Genomic DNA, 16,248 nt, shown 5'->3' on the forward strand with positions numbered 1-16,248 from the left:
CATTGGTCAATAAAATTATGATATTTTTAAGGAGTATCACGTTGATGACATTATTGACTCCCACTAAACTTTACCAACAGTTTTTGGCTACCGGTGATTATCAATTTGATGAGGTGCAAAGTAAGGCGATAGCACGTTTAAATATTATTCATCATCAGTTGCTTAATAAAACATCCCAGTTATCATTGAAAAATAAAATTGTCCAGTTATTTACTAAGAACCCTCATACAAATCTTGAGCCTGTGCAAGGATTATGCATGTAGGGTAGTGTTGGCCGAGGTAAAACTTGGTTGATGGATCTCTTTTATCAGAGTTTACCGGATGGCCGAAAATTACGCTTACATTTTTAACGTTTCATGTGGCGAGTGCATAATGAAATGATTGAGTTACAAGGTCAGGCAGATCCATTGGAAATTATTGCCGATAGATTTAAAAAACAGACCGATGTTTTATGCTTTGATGAGTTTTTTGTCTCTGATATTACTGATGCCATGATTTTGGCAACGTTATTGAAAGCTTTATTTACCAGAGGCATTTGCTTAATGGCAACGTCTAATATTCCTCCAGATGAACTCTATCGAAATGGATTGTAACGAACACATTTTTTACCGGCGATCTAACAAATTAAAAAATATTGTGACATTATCAATGTTGATGCAGGTATTGATTATCGTTTACGTACTTTGAAGCAAGCGGGTCTTTATCTTATTACGCCAATTGATGAAGCCAACTGTAATTGTATGGATGAGATATTTATTAAATTAGCTGGCAAATCTTGAGTTAGGTTTCCTATTCTTGAGATTAATCATCGTACTATGCCGGCAATCTGTACTGCAGAAGGCATTTTATCGATTGAATTTAAGGTATTATGTGAAGATGCTCGTAGTCAAAATGACTATATCGTTTTAGCAAAAGATTATCATACGGTACTACTGTTATAATGTTTTGTTGATGTCAGAACTCCATGAAGATGTAGCCAGGCGTTTTCTCGTTCTGATTAATGAATTTTATGAACGAAAAGTTAAGTTGATTATTAATACTGAGATAGCAATGGATGAACTTTACCAAGGGCATTTGTTACGTTTTGAATATCAACGCTGTTTATCAAGATTGCAAGAAATGTAGAGTGAGGAATACCTAAAATTACCTCATATAGCTTGATTAAGCGGGTAAATACAATAAATTGACGAGAAATTTATTTTTCAGGTTGATTTTTAGCGAAAATTTCTCTATAATTTTATCAATCCACGTTACAGAAATTTTTCATTTCCCAAAAATCTTGCATTAATGTCAGTTTGACTACTCGAAGGGGGTAGGATTCACTGGAAAAAATTAGCGTGAACATGCTGAAGTATTTTTATAGAATATGAGTGTTCGCCAACATGTAACTTATATATCGGTAAGCTTTAATGAAAACTTTTACAGCTAAACCAAAAACCGTAAAACGCGACTGGTACGTTGTTGATGCGGATAGAAAAACTTTAGGCCGTCTTGCAACTGAAATTGCTCGTCGTTTGCGCGGCAAACATAAAGCGGAATATACTCCGCATGTCGATACTGGCGATTACATCATTGTTGTTAATGCAAAAAAAGTTGCTGTTACTGGTAACAAGCGTGAAGATAAAATCTACTATCGCCATACTGGTTATATCGGTGGTATCAAACAAGCGACCTTCGAAGAAATGATTGCCCGTCATCCTGAGCGTATAATTGAAATTGCGGTTAAAGGTATGCTACCCAAAGGACCTATTGGTCGTGAGATGTACCGTAAAATGAAAGTTTATGCGGGTAGTGCTCACAACCACGCGGCACAGCAGCCGCATGTTCTTGACATTTAATCGAGGATGGATATAGGCAATGGCTGAAAATCAATACTACGGCACTGGTCGCCGCAAAAGTTCTTCCGCACGTGTCTTCATTAAGTCAGGTAGCGGTAATATTACTATCAATCAACGCAGCCTAGAAGAATATTTTGGCCGCGAAACGGCGCGAATGGTTGTCCGCCAACCCTTAGAATTGATTGATATGTTGCAAAAACTGGATCTATACATTACCGTTAAAGGTGGCGGGATTTCTGGTCAAGCAGGTGCAATCCGTCATGGTATTACACGTGCATTGATGGGATATGATGAGACACTACGTTCAGAACTACGTAAAGCTGGGTTTGTTACTCGTGATGCGCGTTCTGTTGAGCGTAAGAAAGTCGGGCTGCGTAAAGCACGTCGTCGTCCACAATACTCTAAACGTTAATTTCTTGGTTTTACAACAAATTATTAACAAAAAACCCGCCTAAAGGCGGGTTTTTAACATGTTATAAATTTATATTATCTTGCGATTATTAATTTAATTTTTTTGTTATTAATTATTTTGAATAAAAAATTGCTTTAATTTTGTATATTTATCATAAAATCTTGTCAAACTTTCCACCATATTGAGCAAAATCTGATAGACTATAGGCCATTATTTTCTTATCTATTTCTCACCTTATTTGGTGGAAATAACATGTATCAATTGTAGTTTAAGAAATAAAGGTTAAATGTCTGTTAACCAAGTAAATTAGTTCACCAGCATTTTAAACATGTAAGAATGGCCTGATATAATTATATTATGGCTGTTTATTCTTTTTTAATAAAACTTGGAGGTTTTCATGGCTGTCGCTGCCAACAAACGTTCGGTAATGACACTGTTTTCCGGCCCGACCGACATATTTAGCCATCAAGTGCGGATCGTATTGGCAGAAAAGGGCGTGAGCGTTGAGATTGAGAATGTTGAAGCGGGTAATTTGCCTCAAGATTTGATTGATCTAAATCCTTACCAAACAGTACCAACGCTGGTTGATAGAGAATTAACATTGTATGATTCCCGTGTTGTTATGGAATATCTTGATGAACGCTTTCCGCATCCCCCATTGATGCCTGTTTATCCCGTTGTTCGTGGTAATAGTCGTTTGATGATACATCGGATAGATAAGGATTGGTATTCTTTGATGCATAAGATTGAAAATAAGGATCCTCAAGCTGATGCTGCCCGTAAGCAGTTAAGGGAGGAACTGATAGCAATCTCGCCAATTTTTAAAGAAAGACCGTTTTTTATGAGCGAAGAATTTAGTCTAGTTGATTGCTATTTAGCTCCCCTTTTATGGCGTTTACCTTACTGGAAGATCGACTTTCCTAAAGGAAAAGAAACAGAGGGCATTCGTTCTTATATGGAACGTGTATTTGAGCGAGACTCTTTCCTTATTTCATTAACTGAAGCTGAACGTGAGATGCTTTTATCTACCACAGGTTAATTTATTATGGAATTGTTAGGAATGTCGCCACGTCGTCCTTACCTTCTTAGGGCTCATTATGAATGGCTTCTCGACAATAATATGACATCCCATTTAGTTGTGGATGTTAATATTTTTGACGTAAATGTACCGATGGAATATGCGAATAAAGGACAGATTATTTTAAATATTACACCTTCAGCCGTCGGTAATTTAGAACTGACTAATGAAATTGTCAGCTTCAATGCCCGTTTTGGTGGCGTTCCTCGCCATGTTGAAGTACCTATGAGCGCTATTATTGCTATCTATGGGCGCAAAAATGGAGCAGGAATGATGTTTGAGCCTGAGCCACAATATGAGGATGGTACAGGTAATTCTATTGCTCAAAGTGAAAATTTAGTACTGGTTAGTGATACTGAATTATCAAATGAAGCGCAAGAAATAACGCCGATTTCATCTTCTTATGATGACCAGCCGATGCCACCGAAACGACACGTGTTATAAAATTAAGTATATCATGATTGAGGGGGAGTATCAAATACTGCCCTTTTTTCTTTTTTAATCTATATTTTTTTATTAAATTTTTATTTATCTGACTAATTATAAAATTTCGTTTATAAATTAATTCATTATTCATGAAAATCTAAATCTAAATCTAAATCTAAATCTAAATCTAAATTATCCCTCATAATGTATGTTAGATCCCTCTGTTTTTTATCTATATAAGTTATGATTTAAGCTGATTTTTTGTATCGGAGTTTGTATGAAGTTGCTTAAAGGATTTGCTCAATATTATGTTGATTTAATGATGAAGCTTGGCTTAATTGGATTTTCCTTACTATTAGCCACAGCACTTGTCGTATTAGCTATGGTATTACAGATCACGGTTGATATTTTATTATATGGCAATGTTCATAATATTGATTTGGTTCGCTCTATCTTTTTTGGATTGATTATTACGCCTTGGGCGGTCTATTTTCTTTCTGTTGTGGTCGAACAACTTGAAGAGTCTCGTCGTCGTTTATTAGGCATGGTGGATAAATTAGAAGTTATGCGTAAGCGTGATGCCGAGCTTACTGACAAACTTAAAGGAAATATTGCTCAGCTCAATTTGGAAATTGCAGAGCGTGAAAAAATATAAAAGGCGCATTTAGAATTATTAGAAAAATTGCAAAAAGAGATGAAGCGCCGAGAGCAGACACAACTTGAGTTTGAACAGCAGTCTATATTATTACAATCGTTTTTAGATGCATCACCTGATCTTGTTTATTATCGTGATGAAAATAATGATTTTTCTTGTTGTAATCGAGCAATGAAATTATTGACAGGTCGCAGTGAAAAGCAGCTTATTGGACTAACTTATCGTGAAATTTATGGTGAGGAAGTTGCTGAAAAGGAGCTGGAAACTGATGAAAAAGTATTTCGTCATAATGTGTCATTGACCTATGAACAATGGTTGGTATATCCCGATGGACGGAAAGCATGCTTTGAAATACGCAAAGTCCCGTTTTATGATCGGGTTAGAAAACGTCATGGATTAGTAGGATTTGGACGCGATATTACCGAGCGTAAGCATTATCAGGAAGCGTTAGAAAATGCCAGCAGGGAGAGATAAGACAACGTTTATTTCAACTATCAGCCATGAGCTTCGTACGCCGCTTAATGGGATTGTTGGACTGAGTCGTATATTACTCGATACAGAATTAGCCAATGAACAAACAAATTATTTGAAAACTATTCATGTCAGCGCTATCACTTTAGGTAATATTTTCAATGACATTATTGAGATGGATAAGATTGAGCGCCGCAAGGTTAGTTTAGATAGTCAACAAATTGATTTTAATGAATTTATTTCTGATCTTGAAAATTTATCGGGGCTTTTAGTACAACCTAAAGATTTAAAATTTATCTTAGAAGTAAAAGAAAATTTACCGAGCAAGATCATTACCGATGTAACACGGTTACGGCAAATACTATGGAATTTAATTGGTAATGCCGTGAGATTTACCCAACAGGGTGAGATCAAAGTTCGTATTTGGTATGAAGGACATGAGCAACTTTTTATTCAGGTTATTGATAACGGTATTGGGATCCCAAAAGAGGAGCAAAAAAAAATTTTTGCAATGTACTATCAGGTAAAGGGTAGTTCTGGTGGCCGGCCAGAAACGGGTACTGGAATTGGTCTTGCTGTTTCTAAACGGTTATCGCAAAGCATGGGTGGAGATATACAGGTCGATAAGTACATTAGGGGTAGGTTCTTGCTTCACTGTATCCGTTATAGCGCCTGTTGTAGCAAAAACGGTTGAAACACCAACACCAGAAGTTGTTTTACTACCCAAGTTGCATATTCTTTTGGTGGAAGATATTGAATTAAATATTATCGTCGCCCGATCTGTATTAGAAAAATTAGGCCATACCATTGATGTTGCTATGAATGGAAAAGAAGCGCTAAAAATGTTCAAAATTGGTAGTTACGATTTGGTTTTATTGGATATCCAACTACCTGATATGACCGGTCTCGATATTGCACGTCAGTTTCGTCAAATCTATACTAATGATAAACTTCCACCTTTAATTGCATTAACAGCTAATCTATTGAAAGACAAAAAAGAGTATCTTGCTGCCGGTATGGATGATGTATTAAGTAAACCACTCTCGGTAAGTGCATTAATAAAGATTATTGAAAAATATTTGACTGGTTGTAAAAATAAATCCATCAACATTCCGCTAAAACAACTTGCTAATCATGATGACGTATTAGATATCAATATGCTCAACCAATATTTCGAATTAGTTGGACCAAAACTGATTGAAGAGAGCATAAAGATCTTTGAAAATGTGATGCCAGGATACCTATATTTATTGGATTCTAATATTGTGGCCAAAGATCGAAATGGGATTGTTGTAGAGGCTCATAAAATTAAAGGTGCAGCAGGTGCAGTTGGTTTGTGCCATCTCCAGCAGTTAGCTCAACAGCTCCAATCGTCTGATTTACCTGCCTGGTGGGATAATATTCAGGAATGGTTTGATGAATTAGAAGTAGATTGGCAAAAAGATGTTAAAGCTTTGAAGCACTGGTTAGTCGGCACTGAAAAAAAATAACCCCAACCGAAGTTGGGGCGCGCGAATATTGCGCCAACACCAGGGAAATCGTTTTTACTCACCAATTATGATATGAATAAATGTAGATGGTGAGTAAAATAGAAACTTTCATTTTTTTGCCAGCCAATCAACATAACAAATATAATCGTTTTTGTTATAAGATTCATTAAAATTTGTTGTCAAGTCCCATGTTATCATATTAAATGAATTAGTAGCAATCTACTATAAATGGAGTCAAATATGAAACCTATTGCAGTAATTTTAAGCGGATGTGGTGTATTCGATGGCAGTGAAATCCATGAATCAGTACTTACTATGTTATCTTTGAGTGAAAATAATATTGAAATATGTTTTTTTGCACCTAATAGAGAGTAACTAGATGTTATTAATCATATAAATGGAGAAAAAATCAAGAAAAAAGGAACGTTAATGGTAGAATCTTCCGTATTTCACGTGGGAAAATAGCGCTTTTATCATCTGCAGATGTAAATAAATATAGTGCAGTCATTATTCCTGGTGGTTTTGGGGTAGTAAAAAATTTATCTAATTTTGCTATTAAAGGAAGTGATTGTGAAATAGATAAAGATATTATTAATATTTTGTCGTGAAATTCATCAACAAGGTAAGCTCATGGGATTGATGTGTATTGCGCCTGTAATGCCACCTAAAATTTTAAATAAAGCGGTAAAGTTAACAATAGGCAATGATAAAAAAACTATTGCTCAAATAGAACAGATGGGAGGAGCACATATTATTTGTTCCTTTGATGATATTGTGGTTGATGAAGATAATAAAGTAATACAACACCAGCTTATATATTAGCATCATCACCAAATGAAGCATGGCAAAGAATTAATAAATTAGTTAAAAAAGTAATTGAACTGGCAAGCCGTTAGTTATGTTAGTTTACTTATTATTATGGCATTGGTCAAAAAGGGCATTATCAATCTTATTTTCTTGTTGGTTAATAACGATTTTGATTTTCAAATTTTTGCCTGTTCCGTTTTCGATGATCATGCTAGAAAGAAAAATTAACGCTTGGTTATCATTAAATTTTTCTTATACTTCTCGTTCCGCTTGTGTTGAGCTTAATGCCATCTCACCGAACATGTTAATTGCAGCGATTGCCGCAGAAGATCAAAATTTCCAAATCATTGGGGATTTGATTTTTAGGCAATAAAAAGTGCTATTAACCAAAATTCGGTTAGTAAAAAACCTATTAGAGGAGCTTCAACTATAACTCAACAAGTTGTAAAAAATCTTTGGTATGGAATGGGCGAAGCTGCTTTCGTAAAGGTGTTGAAGCTATTATGACGCCGATAATTGAAGTTATGTGGTCTAAAAAGCGGATTTTGACGATCTATTTGAATATTGCTGAGTTCGGTGAGGGTATTTTTGGCGTAGAAGAAGCAGCAAAATATTATTTTAAAAAGCCGGCAAATCAATTAAATGCAGCTGAAGCTGCACGATTAGCTGCGGTTTTATCAAATCCGTTAGCTTATCAAGCAAAAAAATCATCTAATGATTTATTAATTCGTCAAGTATGGGTACTTCAGCAAATGCAGCAATTGGGTGATAAAAATTTTCTGAAAAAACATAGCTTCATTGCTGACTGAATAGCCCAACAGAATATAGCAATGAAATTTTTATTTTTTTGGTATTTTATTCTGGAAATATCAGTCCTTTTACTAACTTCATATTTGATTGCTAAATAATAACTTTAATCATCATTTGATTTTTAACTGAATAAAGAGTTTTTAATATACTTATTCGCTTGGTTGAAAATGAAATCAGTCAGATAGAAGTTTGTTGATAAATCTCTCCTGCCGTGTATTAACCAGAAGTATAATCAATACACGGAAGGGAGAGAACATCAATCTTTACCAATTTTTTATTAACTATAAAAAACAGTTAAAAAGATACACTGCCGCTAACCATTTTTCGAGCCGTGCTGCGAACAGCATCTATTGCTAAGGCTTTTGCTGCATCGGGTAGAATAAAGAGTTTTATTAAATTCATTGCATTGCCCCCAAGCCAGTTTAAAAATTGAATAAATTTACCCGTAACATACTGAAAATAGGGATTTGTGATGGTCAATTGTAACGCAGATACAATCCCCAGAATGGTTGCACCAATAGCGCTTCCCATCCATTCATTCGGACCGCCCACTGAAATTTTACGTGAGAAAAATGAAAATATCTTATTTCCTAAACTGTGGCCAACGAATCGACAAATGGAATGATTATCAACATAAGCAGCAAATAGTGCTTCTGATCCGTGTCTGACAATCGCTCCACCAGCATAATTAAATGCATATGAGTTAATATTATCTGCTTGACGACCTATTATTCCGCTAGTATAGCTGCCGTAAGCGGCATATTGCCCTACGAGCGGACTATGCTTAACGCTAGTTATGAGTCCACTGGCGGCGCCAAACGTGGTAGCAGAAACTTCCATTGCCAGGCTGGTTCCTTTACCGCCAATGATATTGACAGTGCCAATAGCAACGCCTGCTGCATGAGCACCACCCATGCCACGATCAGAATTGCCGATTAATCCTCCTGCAGCACCAGAAATGCTTCCTACCGCACTGGCGATCCCTATGCTGGTTAGTCTGGCGCCATTAAGGTGAGCAGTGACGGCACTTAATGTTGCCCCTGCCGCCATATTCTCTGTCGTTGATCTTCCCTCAAAGCGCTTACTGAAAAAATTGGCTATGTCTCCGGAAAGTTGGTTCAAATTTTAGCCGGCAATCGCACCAATAATAAATGAGCCAATACCTACTGCAACGAGGATCCCGCCACTAGCGCTTACTGCTCCAGCTATCGCTAATCCAGCCATCACTGCGCGGGTGATTTTCATACCTCTAGCTAATGAACGTCTTATTGGTTCTCCTTCTCTTCGGCTTAAATAGGTTGATACTATAAATATGTTGCGAAAACGGTTGCGACTTGATTCACCCCGTTCATCGCTATACATAATAGGATTATTTTTTACCATTCGATATAGATTGAGGCCATTCACGGTACCAGCAGGATCAACGCTTAACCATCGTCCTATCGAGGGTTAATAGTAGCGATGGCCATAATAGTAAAGGCCGGTTGCATCACGCTCTTTACCGGAATAACGAAAAATTTTATAGTCTGCTTTAACCTGACTGCTGGTTGTCCATATTGAGCTGCCGCCATAGGGATAGTATTCTTCCAGACTAATCACTTGTCCTCGGCCGTCAATTTCTATATCGCTACTACCTATCAGATTATGGTAGCTATAGCGTAATTGATTATCTCAATACTTGTTGGTTTGCCAGTTTGCCAGTTTGCCAATGCAAAATCTGCACTTTAGCCAGTTCAGTGTCAGCGAAGGTCAGAATATGTAAATCTTCGGTTAAAGTTTCATTTATCTGGCAGGTACGTAACTGTAAGCCCGATAGATAAATAACCTGTTGCAGGTGGATGCTATTAGCAGTTTGTGATGTGGTCGTTTTGGTTACGCATTGTCCACCTGCATCATAGCGATAAGTCTTGTGATCAGATGCTGGTTGTTGGCGTTTTGCTGGTGTGACTTGCAGTAATTCTCCGCGAAAATTCCAGTTAACGGCCTGAGCGGGCTGTAATTCTGATTGGTGACCACCGGCATCAATTAGTTCGTCGACTTGCAATGGATCAGTAGTTAGGTTGCTAAGTACAGCTCGATTACTGCGGTTTGAGACGGTAATGTTGGTTGTATAGCTGTTGTTACTGGCTGGGGCGCTATGGCGGATTTGGGTCAAATTACCCGCCACATCATAAACATAATGCCGAATGTAATTTATATAGACACTATTATCAGCAGGCAGAGGAATGATTGGATAAGATAATGTGAAGTCTTGTGGTTGAAGGTTAGCCATTTCACGGCCGGTAATGGATACCAGCTGATAAAGCGTATCATAAGTATAGGTATTTTCTGGTATAACTTTTTGATTATACCAGAAGCAGGTTACCTCAGCATCATTACGCACGTTGATCACATTACCGACCGGATCATATTGATAACGTAAATCTTGTAAGATTTTTGCTCTCATTTGATGCGCTGCCGGCCGTTCGATTTTTACGGCGATTAACCGTTGGGTTTGCGGTTCGTAAAGATAGTTGGTTATGATGCCATTGCCATGTCCTTCGCGTAATTTTTGTCCCGCGGCGGAATAAGTTAACGATTTAATGATAATCTGTTCGGTAGCATTTTCTATGGTTAACCAGCTACTTTTTAGCATACCAGCAATATCATATTCTAACCGACGTCAGTTACCTTTTTAGCATCAATATTAAGTAATAATGCCCCGCTAGCATCAATACTGTTAGTAGCTAAAACCATACTCGTTAGTGATACGTGGTAGTAAAAATTGGCTTTTATCGTCGGGTCATTTTTTTGTTGTTCATATAACCGTGGGTCAATACTTTTTATTAACAAACCACGCGTGTTATATTGAAGGCGGGTAATACGTTCATTAGTGATATTGGGGCTAGCGGGATGGCGATGATAATCGATTTCTTTTACGGTTAAACCTCGATTATCAACTATTTTAATGGTCGGTGTTCCTTTAAATAATGACGATGATTGCATATTTTTCTCCATGTTTATTCACTATTATTTAGTTGCAAAGGAGAAATAAAATTTTCACGCCTTTTTGTTATCAATAATCGATAGTTGCATAACAGGTGATATTTATATTTTCAGAAAATAGTGCTTTGATATTATTAAGTTATCGAATATTATTTCATTGAGTTATGTTTTTGATGTCAAATAATTATTGGTGTCAATATATTAACTTCAGGTAATAACACAAGCGATTAAATCTCGAGGAAAGTTGCTTAATTGGTTGGTGTAGATTTTTTAGGATTGGGCTATTGTAAAAAAAATAGTGCTAAAAATATTTCATTTTTGTTAAAGATAGTAAAGGTTATTGCGCGTCGTAGAATATAGCAGCGAAAGTGAAAGTACGCTATCTAAAATTAGCTACCTGGCCTTGTGGCTACCGGGTAACAAATTAGAAAGATAATCACTTTTTATATTGAATGAGAAAATATTAATTAAGGTAGGTAAATGTGGTAGTTACGCGTTTAACGCCATCTGTCTCACTAGCGATTCTCGCTGCGGCAGCTCCTTCCTGTTGAGTTAGAATACCAAGTAAAAATACCTCTCCACCTTCGGTAATAACTTTGACGGTTGATGATTTAACCGAATCACTGGTAAGAATTTGTGATTTTATTTTGGTGGTTATCCAGGTATCTTTAGAAGCCGTAACAAGATCAACTGGCGTTGCCTGACGGATTTCATTATAAACTGCTTTAACACCTTCTACTTTGGTTGCTATCTGTTTCGCTCTTTCAGCTAATGCAAAATCGGGCGCTTGGCCGGTAAGCAGTATCTTACCTTCATATGCTGTAGTAATAACACGTGCATTGCGGGTAATTTTTTGATCTTTGTTAATAGCAGCACTAACGCGGGCTTCTAATGTTCCATCATCGACCTGGCGCCCGACACTTCTTGGATCCGTCGCACTTTTTGTAGCGACCGCCGCTGAGCCTATTACAGCAGCCCCAATGCATCCTTGTAATAAAAGGGTACTGCATATTATGGTAATTAGAGGAAATAGTCTCATTATTACTCCTTAGTCATCTTGATGCGGAAAAAGTGTATTATCGATTAGATCACATAAACAGTTAACTGTTAATAGGTGAACTTCTTGAATTCTGATGCTTCTTTGCGAAGGTATTCGAATTTCTACATCCTGTGTACCTAATAAACCGGCTAATTCTCCGCCATCATGACCGGTTAAGGCCACAATCGTCATATCACGTGCGAGTGAAGCTTCAACCGCTTTTATCACAACGCGACTATCACCTTTGGTCGCAATTGCAAGAAGTACGTCACCAGATTGGCCTAATGCACGCACTTGTTTTGCATATACCTCTTCGGGTTTTTGGCCATTAGCGATCGAGGTTATAATCGCATTGTCTGTGTTAAGACATAAAGCGGGCAGACTCGGACGTTCAGCTTCAAATTGATTGATCATACTGGTCGCAAAGCGTTGTGCAATAACTGCTGAGCCGCCACTGCCGCAACATAAGATTTTATTACCATTTAGTAAGGCGTGAACGATCATAATTGCTGCACGAGAAATAGCATCGGGTAATGCTTCAGCAGCGGCAATTTGTGTTTGAATACTTTCGGTAAAACAGGCTTTAATTTTCTCCAACACGTTAAGACCTACTTACATATAATTAGTGGATGGCATCATAGTCACTAAAGGCATTTGGTAACCACTCAAATTGATTGCCAGTAGTAACACAAATATCAAAACGACATAAAGCGGTTTCTATGTTTTCATTTTGTTTAAGCAGCCATAATTTAGCGGTTGTAAGTAATTTTTTCGTTTGTTTAAAGTTATTGACATTAATGCATTACCGTAGTTATCATGGCGCCGAAAGTATACTTCAACAAACTACCCAAGTGTTTTGATCTTTCATAACTAAATGAATTTCTCCAACCGGGAAACTCACATTGCGGCTAATAAATTGAAGTCCTTGTTGTTGTAAGAATTGTTTGGCTTTATATTCGAAGTGACGTCCTTGTATCCAAAATAAATTTGGCGATTTTAGCATAGCGGAGATATCCTTATCTATAAGCTGAGGGTGTAGTTAAAATGACACTTCAGTCACTATTTTACTCTATTTTTATCTATTGGCTGATAAATTTTACTTTTAATTTACAATTTATTAAATCAATTGAACTTTTTCTTGTTTAAATTTTAACCACGGCAGAGTACGAAAAATTACGCAATTGTTACTATTTACACTTAGTTTGCCTGTGGCTCCATTTAATTCAATATCATGTTGTTGTAATTGATTGAAATTATTAGCTAATAACCAGGCATCAATTCCCATAGCGTAAAGAACGAATTAGGGAGTAATCAGCAGAGAGTCGTTGGTTAGCTTGAATTAGTAAAGTGGAATTAGCGCCGGCCAGTAAAGGGATTTTACTAAATTGTAAGCCTTCCATTTCCAGACAATAATTAGTACTTAAATCTGTTTGATGACTACGAGAACTGGTGTAAAGTGTTGGACGTGTGCGACCGTCGGTTGCGATATCTATCATCGGTTTAATCAATGATAATTCATCACTTGTGGCGACACTATACACCGCATCAATCGCCTCTGCCGCGTATTGTTGGTATTTTGCTGTTCGGCAATTACTATTGGAGCGCCTATCATCTATATTCCAGTATTTTGGGCAGTTCTAGCTTTTAGACTATCAATATTACCAAAACTTTGTTTATGTACTGGGGTTTGTTTCAATTTTTGCCACTCTTGTGCAAATATATTTGCGATACGTTCCCCAAAAGGAGAAGAAGGGATCAGGATCAAGGGTACTTGTTTGCCCTCTTTTGCCATATGGCGAGCTGTATTAACCGCTTCATCTTTAGGTGACAGAGAAAAGTAACAGGCATTATTTTTAAGCGGTATTTTATCATTATCTAATTCATTTAATGTCAAAAGATTTAATGGAGTATTTATTTGAATAGCTTTAAGTACATCCGGTTTTAAAAGTGGCCAGACGACTAAGGTAATGCCATCCTGTTCAGCTTGTTGCAGGAGTGACTCAATCGATTGAGTATTGGTATCGTATACTTTAACCTGTTGACTATTTATAGGTGCATTGTCAATAATAAGCAATGGGGTTTGTGAATTGTTTTCCTGCGTCATATTATTGCTACTGTTAGTAATTGAATCAATAATACTTTGAACGGGATCCCTATTTTGGCTATTTTGCTCAGATGAGCTGGTTGCGGTTGTCGGATCGATGGCTAAACTTTTTGGGGCATCAAGGAAACCTTGTAAAATCGCTTCAGCAAATATTTTACCGTTATTACTTAAAGGCAAGAATAGACCAATTTTAGGGTTGCTACTGATTGAGGATTGATGAATAATTTGTATAAGTGCTGTTGGGGAAGTTTTAACACCCGGATTGGCTGGATAGCGTATTTTCCAGTCATTAAATGTATTTTGTAATTAGTAGTTATTATGGTATAGATCAAGCAGATCAATCCAACCCTGTAAGACATTTTCATCTGCCCTAACAGCTAATTTTTGAATTTGTTCAGGGGGTAAACTGATTAACATTTGCCAAAAAGCATCAATATTTTTCTGGTGATTAACCTTATCTTTTAATAGGGGTTCTTGCGCGATATAGGCGCGCAAAGCTTCAGCAGATGGTGTACCATTAGCCGTATCAATAATTGATTGATAATGACTCATTTCAGAGCTTGCTTGTATGGTTGTATCGGGAGTCGATTTACTTTGATCTACTGAGGAATGACATCCTACTAACAAAAGTGAGGATAGTATTGTTACACAGATCAAACCTTTTTTAACAAAAATTGAAGAACGCATACTTTGTCCAGTGATGTAATTATTATTGCTTAATTTTAATCGGTTATTCGGAATAAACAATGAATGAACCTAATCAAGATATAGAGGTAGAGATGGTATCAACGCTATATACTGTACCAACTCCTATTGGTAATTTGGATGATATCACTCTGCGTGCATTGCAGATCCTTAAGCAGGTAGATCTTATTGCAGCGGAAGATACCCGGCGTACGGGTTTATTATTGCAGCACTTTGCTATTAAAACCGACATGATATCCTTACATGATCATAATGAACAACAGAAAACAGATCAATTAATTCCTCAATTAAAACAGGGACTAAGTATAGCGTTAGTTTCTGATGCAGGAACACCGTTAATTAATGATCCTGGTTATCATCTGGTAAAATCTTGTCGCCAAGCATGTATTCAGGTAGTTCCTTTGCCAGGGCCATGTGCAGCAATTACGGCCCTTTCCGCTGCCGGTATCGCCTCAGATCGCTTTTGTTATGAGGGATTTTTGCCAGCAAAACGTAAAAGTCGACAAAAGGTATTGCAAGCGTTAACGGAGGAGCCGAGAACACTTATTTTTTATGAATCACCACATCGTTTGTTAGACACATTAGTAGATATGGTCGCTATTTGGGGCGCTAAGCGTTATGTTGTCTTAGCTCGCGAATTAACAAAAACCTGGGAATCTATTCATGGTTTGCCGGTTGGAGAACTACTTGATTGGGTGAAAGTTGATGAAAATCGTTCTCGTGGCGAAATGGTATTGTTGGTTCAGGGATATAGAGTACCACAGGAGGGTGAAGTAGCTATTTCCTCAGAGGTGAAAAAAACATTAGCGTTACTACAGCAATCATTGCCGTTAAAGAAGGCGCTGGCTATTACGGCAGAAATTTATGGTTTAAAGAAGAATGCACTATATAAACATAGCCTTGAACAACAAGTTAGTACTGATAGTACAATCAAGTAGATTAGGTGTTGGCCTGTTGTGATAAATAACTATACAAATTAATATTAAATCCCTATAATTCGGCGTTGGAGTTAGCCAGACAACCGCTGCTTTATTGTTGATTACCCTAGGTAATTGTTAATAAAGGGGAGGAAAGTCCGGGCTCCATAGGGCAGGGTGCCAGATAACGTCTGGGAGGCGAAAGCCTACGACTAGTGCAACAGAGAGCAAACCGCCGATGGCTATTAACCACAGGTAAGGGTGAAAGGGTGCGGTAAGAGCGCACCGCGCAACTGGCAACAGTTTGTGGCACGGTAAACTCCATCCGGAGTAAGGCCAAATAGGGGTTCACTAGATGCGGCCCGTATCGAACCCGGGTAGGCTGCTTGAGTCAGTGCGCAAGTGCTGGCCTAGATGAATGGTTGTCCACGACAGAACCCGGCTTATCGGTTTACTCTAAAACATTAAAAACCCCATTGTGAGTAAAATTACAATGGGGTTTTACTTTTAG

The 16,248-nt window shown here is 37.4% G+C and carries 12 protein-coding genes, 1 other RNA gene and 6 pseudogenes; 10 read left to right on the plus strand and 9 right to left on the minus strand.

Going from position 1 to position 16,248, the window contains the following annotated elements:
- Positions 1-44: 44 nt before the first annotated feature.
- From zapE to mtgA, 8 genes and pseudogenes are all read left to right on the plus strand, one after another.
- Positions 45-1,125: pseudogene (gene zapE / locus ARADI_RS09180) on the plus strand (cell division protein ZapE).
- A 284-nt stretch (positions 1,126-1,409) separates the two neighbouring features.
- A complete protein-coding gene (gene rplM / locus ARADI_RS09185) occupies positions 1,410-1,838 on the plus strand; it encodes a 50S ribosomal protein L13 (RefSeq protein WP_119711860.1) in 429 nt (142 codons plus the stop codon).
- A gap of 19 nt (positions 1,839-1,857) precedes the next feature.
- On the plus strand, positions 1,858-2,250 hold the full coding sequence (gene rpsI / locus ARADI_RS09190) for a 30S ribosomal protein S9 (protein ID WP_119711861.1): 393 nt from the start codon (positions 1,858-1,860) through the stop codon (positions 2,248-2,250).
- Positions 2,251-2,647: 397 nt separating this feature from the next.
- Positions 2,648-3,289 carry a stringent starvation protein SspA gene (sspA, locus tag ARADI_RS09195; protein WP_119711862.1) on the plus strand — a complete coding sequence of 214 codons (642 nt, stop codon included), beginning with the start codon at positions 2,648-2,650 and terminating at the stop codon, positions 3,287-3,289.
- A gap of 6 nt (positions 3,290-3,295) precedes the next feature.
- The gene (sspB, locus tag ARADI_RS09200) at positions 3,296-3,772 is read left to right on the plus strand and encodes a ClpXP protease specificity-enhancing factor (RefSeq protein WP_119711863.1); all 477 of its coding nucleotides are present in this window, start codon (positions 3,296-3,298) and stop codon (positions 3,770-3,772) included.
- A gap of 259 nt (positions 3,773-4,031) precedes the next feature.
- A pseudogene (gene arcB, locus ARADI_RS09205) lies at positions 4,032-6,370 on the plus strand (aerobic respiration two-component sensor histidine kinase ArcB).
- Between the two features lie 240 nt (positions 6,371-6,610).
- Positions 6,611-7,266, plus strand: a pseudogene (elbB, locus tag ARADI_RS21680) (isoprenoid biosynthesis glyoxalase ElbB).
- Positions 7,267-7,268: 2 nt separating this feature from the next.
- Positions 7,269-7,986, plus strand: a pseudogene (mtgA, locus tag ARADI_RS09215) (monofunctional biosynthetic peptidoglycan transglycosylase).
- 295 nt (positions 7,987-8,281) lie between these two features.
- Here the strand turns inward: mtgA and ARADI_RS09220 are convergent.
- From ARADI_RS09220 to ARADI_RS21690, 9 genes and pseudogenes are all read right to left on the minus strand, one after another.
- Positions 8,282-9,109, minus strand: coding sequence for a hypothetical protein (locus ARADI_RS09220; protein ID WP_147392397.1), 828 nt, complete (start codon positions 9,107-9,109; stop codon positions 8,282-8,284).
- Between the two features lie 219 nt (positions 9,110-9,328).
- A pseudogene (locus tag ARADI_RS17965) lies at positions 9,329-10,508 on the minus strand (RHS repeat-associated core domain-containing protein); the annotation flags it as partial.
- Positions 10,509-10,639: 131 nt separating this feature from the next.
- Positions 10,640-10,972 carry a hypothetical protein gene (locus ARADI_RS17970; protein WP_119711866.1) on the minus strand — a complete coding sequence of 111 codons (333 nt, stop codon included), beginning with the start codon at positions 10,970-10,972 and terminating at the stop codon, positions 10,640-10,642.
- A 463-nt stretch (positions 10,973-11,435) separates the two neighbouring features.
- Positions 11,436-12,011, minus strand: a complete 576-nt coding sequence (gene dolP, locus ARADI_RS09230) for a division/outer membrane stress-associated lipid-binding lipoprotein (protein ID WP_119711867.1) — start codon at positions 12,009-12,011, stop codon at positions 11,436-11,438.
- A 9-nt stretch (positions 12,012-12,020) separates the two neighbouring features.
- Positions 12,021-12,611 (minus strand): DnaA initiator-associating protein DiaA, encoded by a 591-nt coding sequence (diaA, locus tag ARADI_RS09235; RefSeq protein WP_026821383.1) that lies wholly within the window; start codon positions 12,609-12,611, stop codon positions 12,021-12,023.
- A gap of 235 nt (positions 12,612-12,846) precedes the next feature.
- Positions 12,847-13,014 (minus strand): YraN family protein, encoded by a 168-nt coding sequence (locus ARADI_RS21685; protein WP_238149307.1) that lies wholly within the window; start codon positions 13,012-13,014, stop codon positions 12,847-12,849.
- Positions 13,015-13,128: 114 nt separating this feature from the next.
- Positions 13,129-13,296: a penicillin-binding protein activator gene (locus ARADI_RS19750; protein ID WP_255420666.1), complete on the minus strand. Its 168-nt coding sequence runs from the start codon at positions 13,294-13,296 to the stop codon at positions 13,129-13,131.
- On the minus strand, positions 13,286-13,552 hold the full coding sequence (locus ARADI_RS19755) for a penicillin-binding protein activator (RefSeq protein WP_255420667.1): 267 nt from the start codon (positions 13,550-13,552) through the stop codon (positions 13,286-13,288). Before ARADI_RS19755 ends, ARADI_RS19750 begins: the two co-directional genes overlap by 11 nt.
- 71 nt (positions 13,553-13,623) lie before the next feature.
- Positions 13,624-14,802, minus strand: a pseudogene (locus ARADI_RS21690) (penicillin-binding protein activator).
- A 59-nt stretch (positions 14,803-14,861) separates the two neighbouring features.
- On the opposite strand from ARADI_RS21690, the gene rsmI reads away from it, so the two are divergent.
- Together rsmI and rnpB are read left to right on the plus strand one after the other, a co-directional pair.
- Positions 14,862-15,758 carry a 16S rRNA (cytidine(1402)-2'-O)-methyltransferase gene (rsmI, locus tag ARADI_RS09250; RefSeq protein ID WP_119711868.1) on the plus strand — a complete coding sequence of 299 codons (897 nt, stop codon included), beginning with the start codon at positions 14,862-14,864 and terminating at the stop codon, positions 15,756-15,758.
- A 67-nt stretch (positions 15,759-15,825) separates the two neighbouring features.
- An RNA gene (rnpB, locus tag ARADI_RS09255) (RNase P RNA component class A) lies at positions 15,826-16,199 on the plus strand.
- Positions 16,200-16,248 lie beyond the last annotated feature (49 nt).

The sequence above is a fragment of the Arsenophonus endosymbiont of Aleurodicus floccissimus genome (genome assembly GCF_900343025.1).
GTDB lineage: Bacteria > Pseudomonadota > Gammaproteobacteria > Enterobacterales > Enterobacteriaceae > Arsenophonus.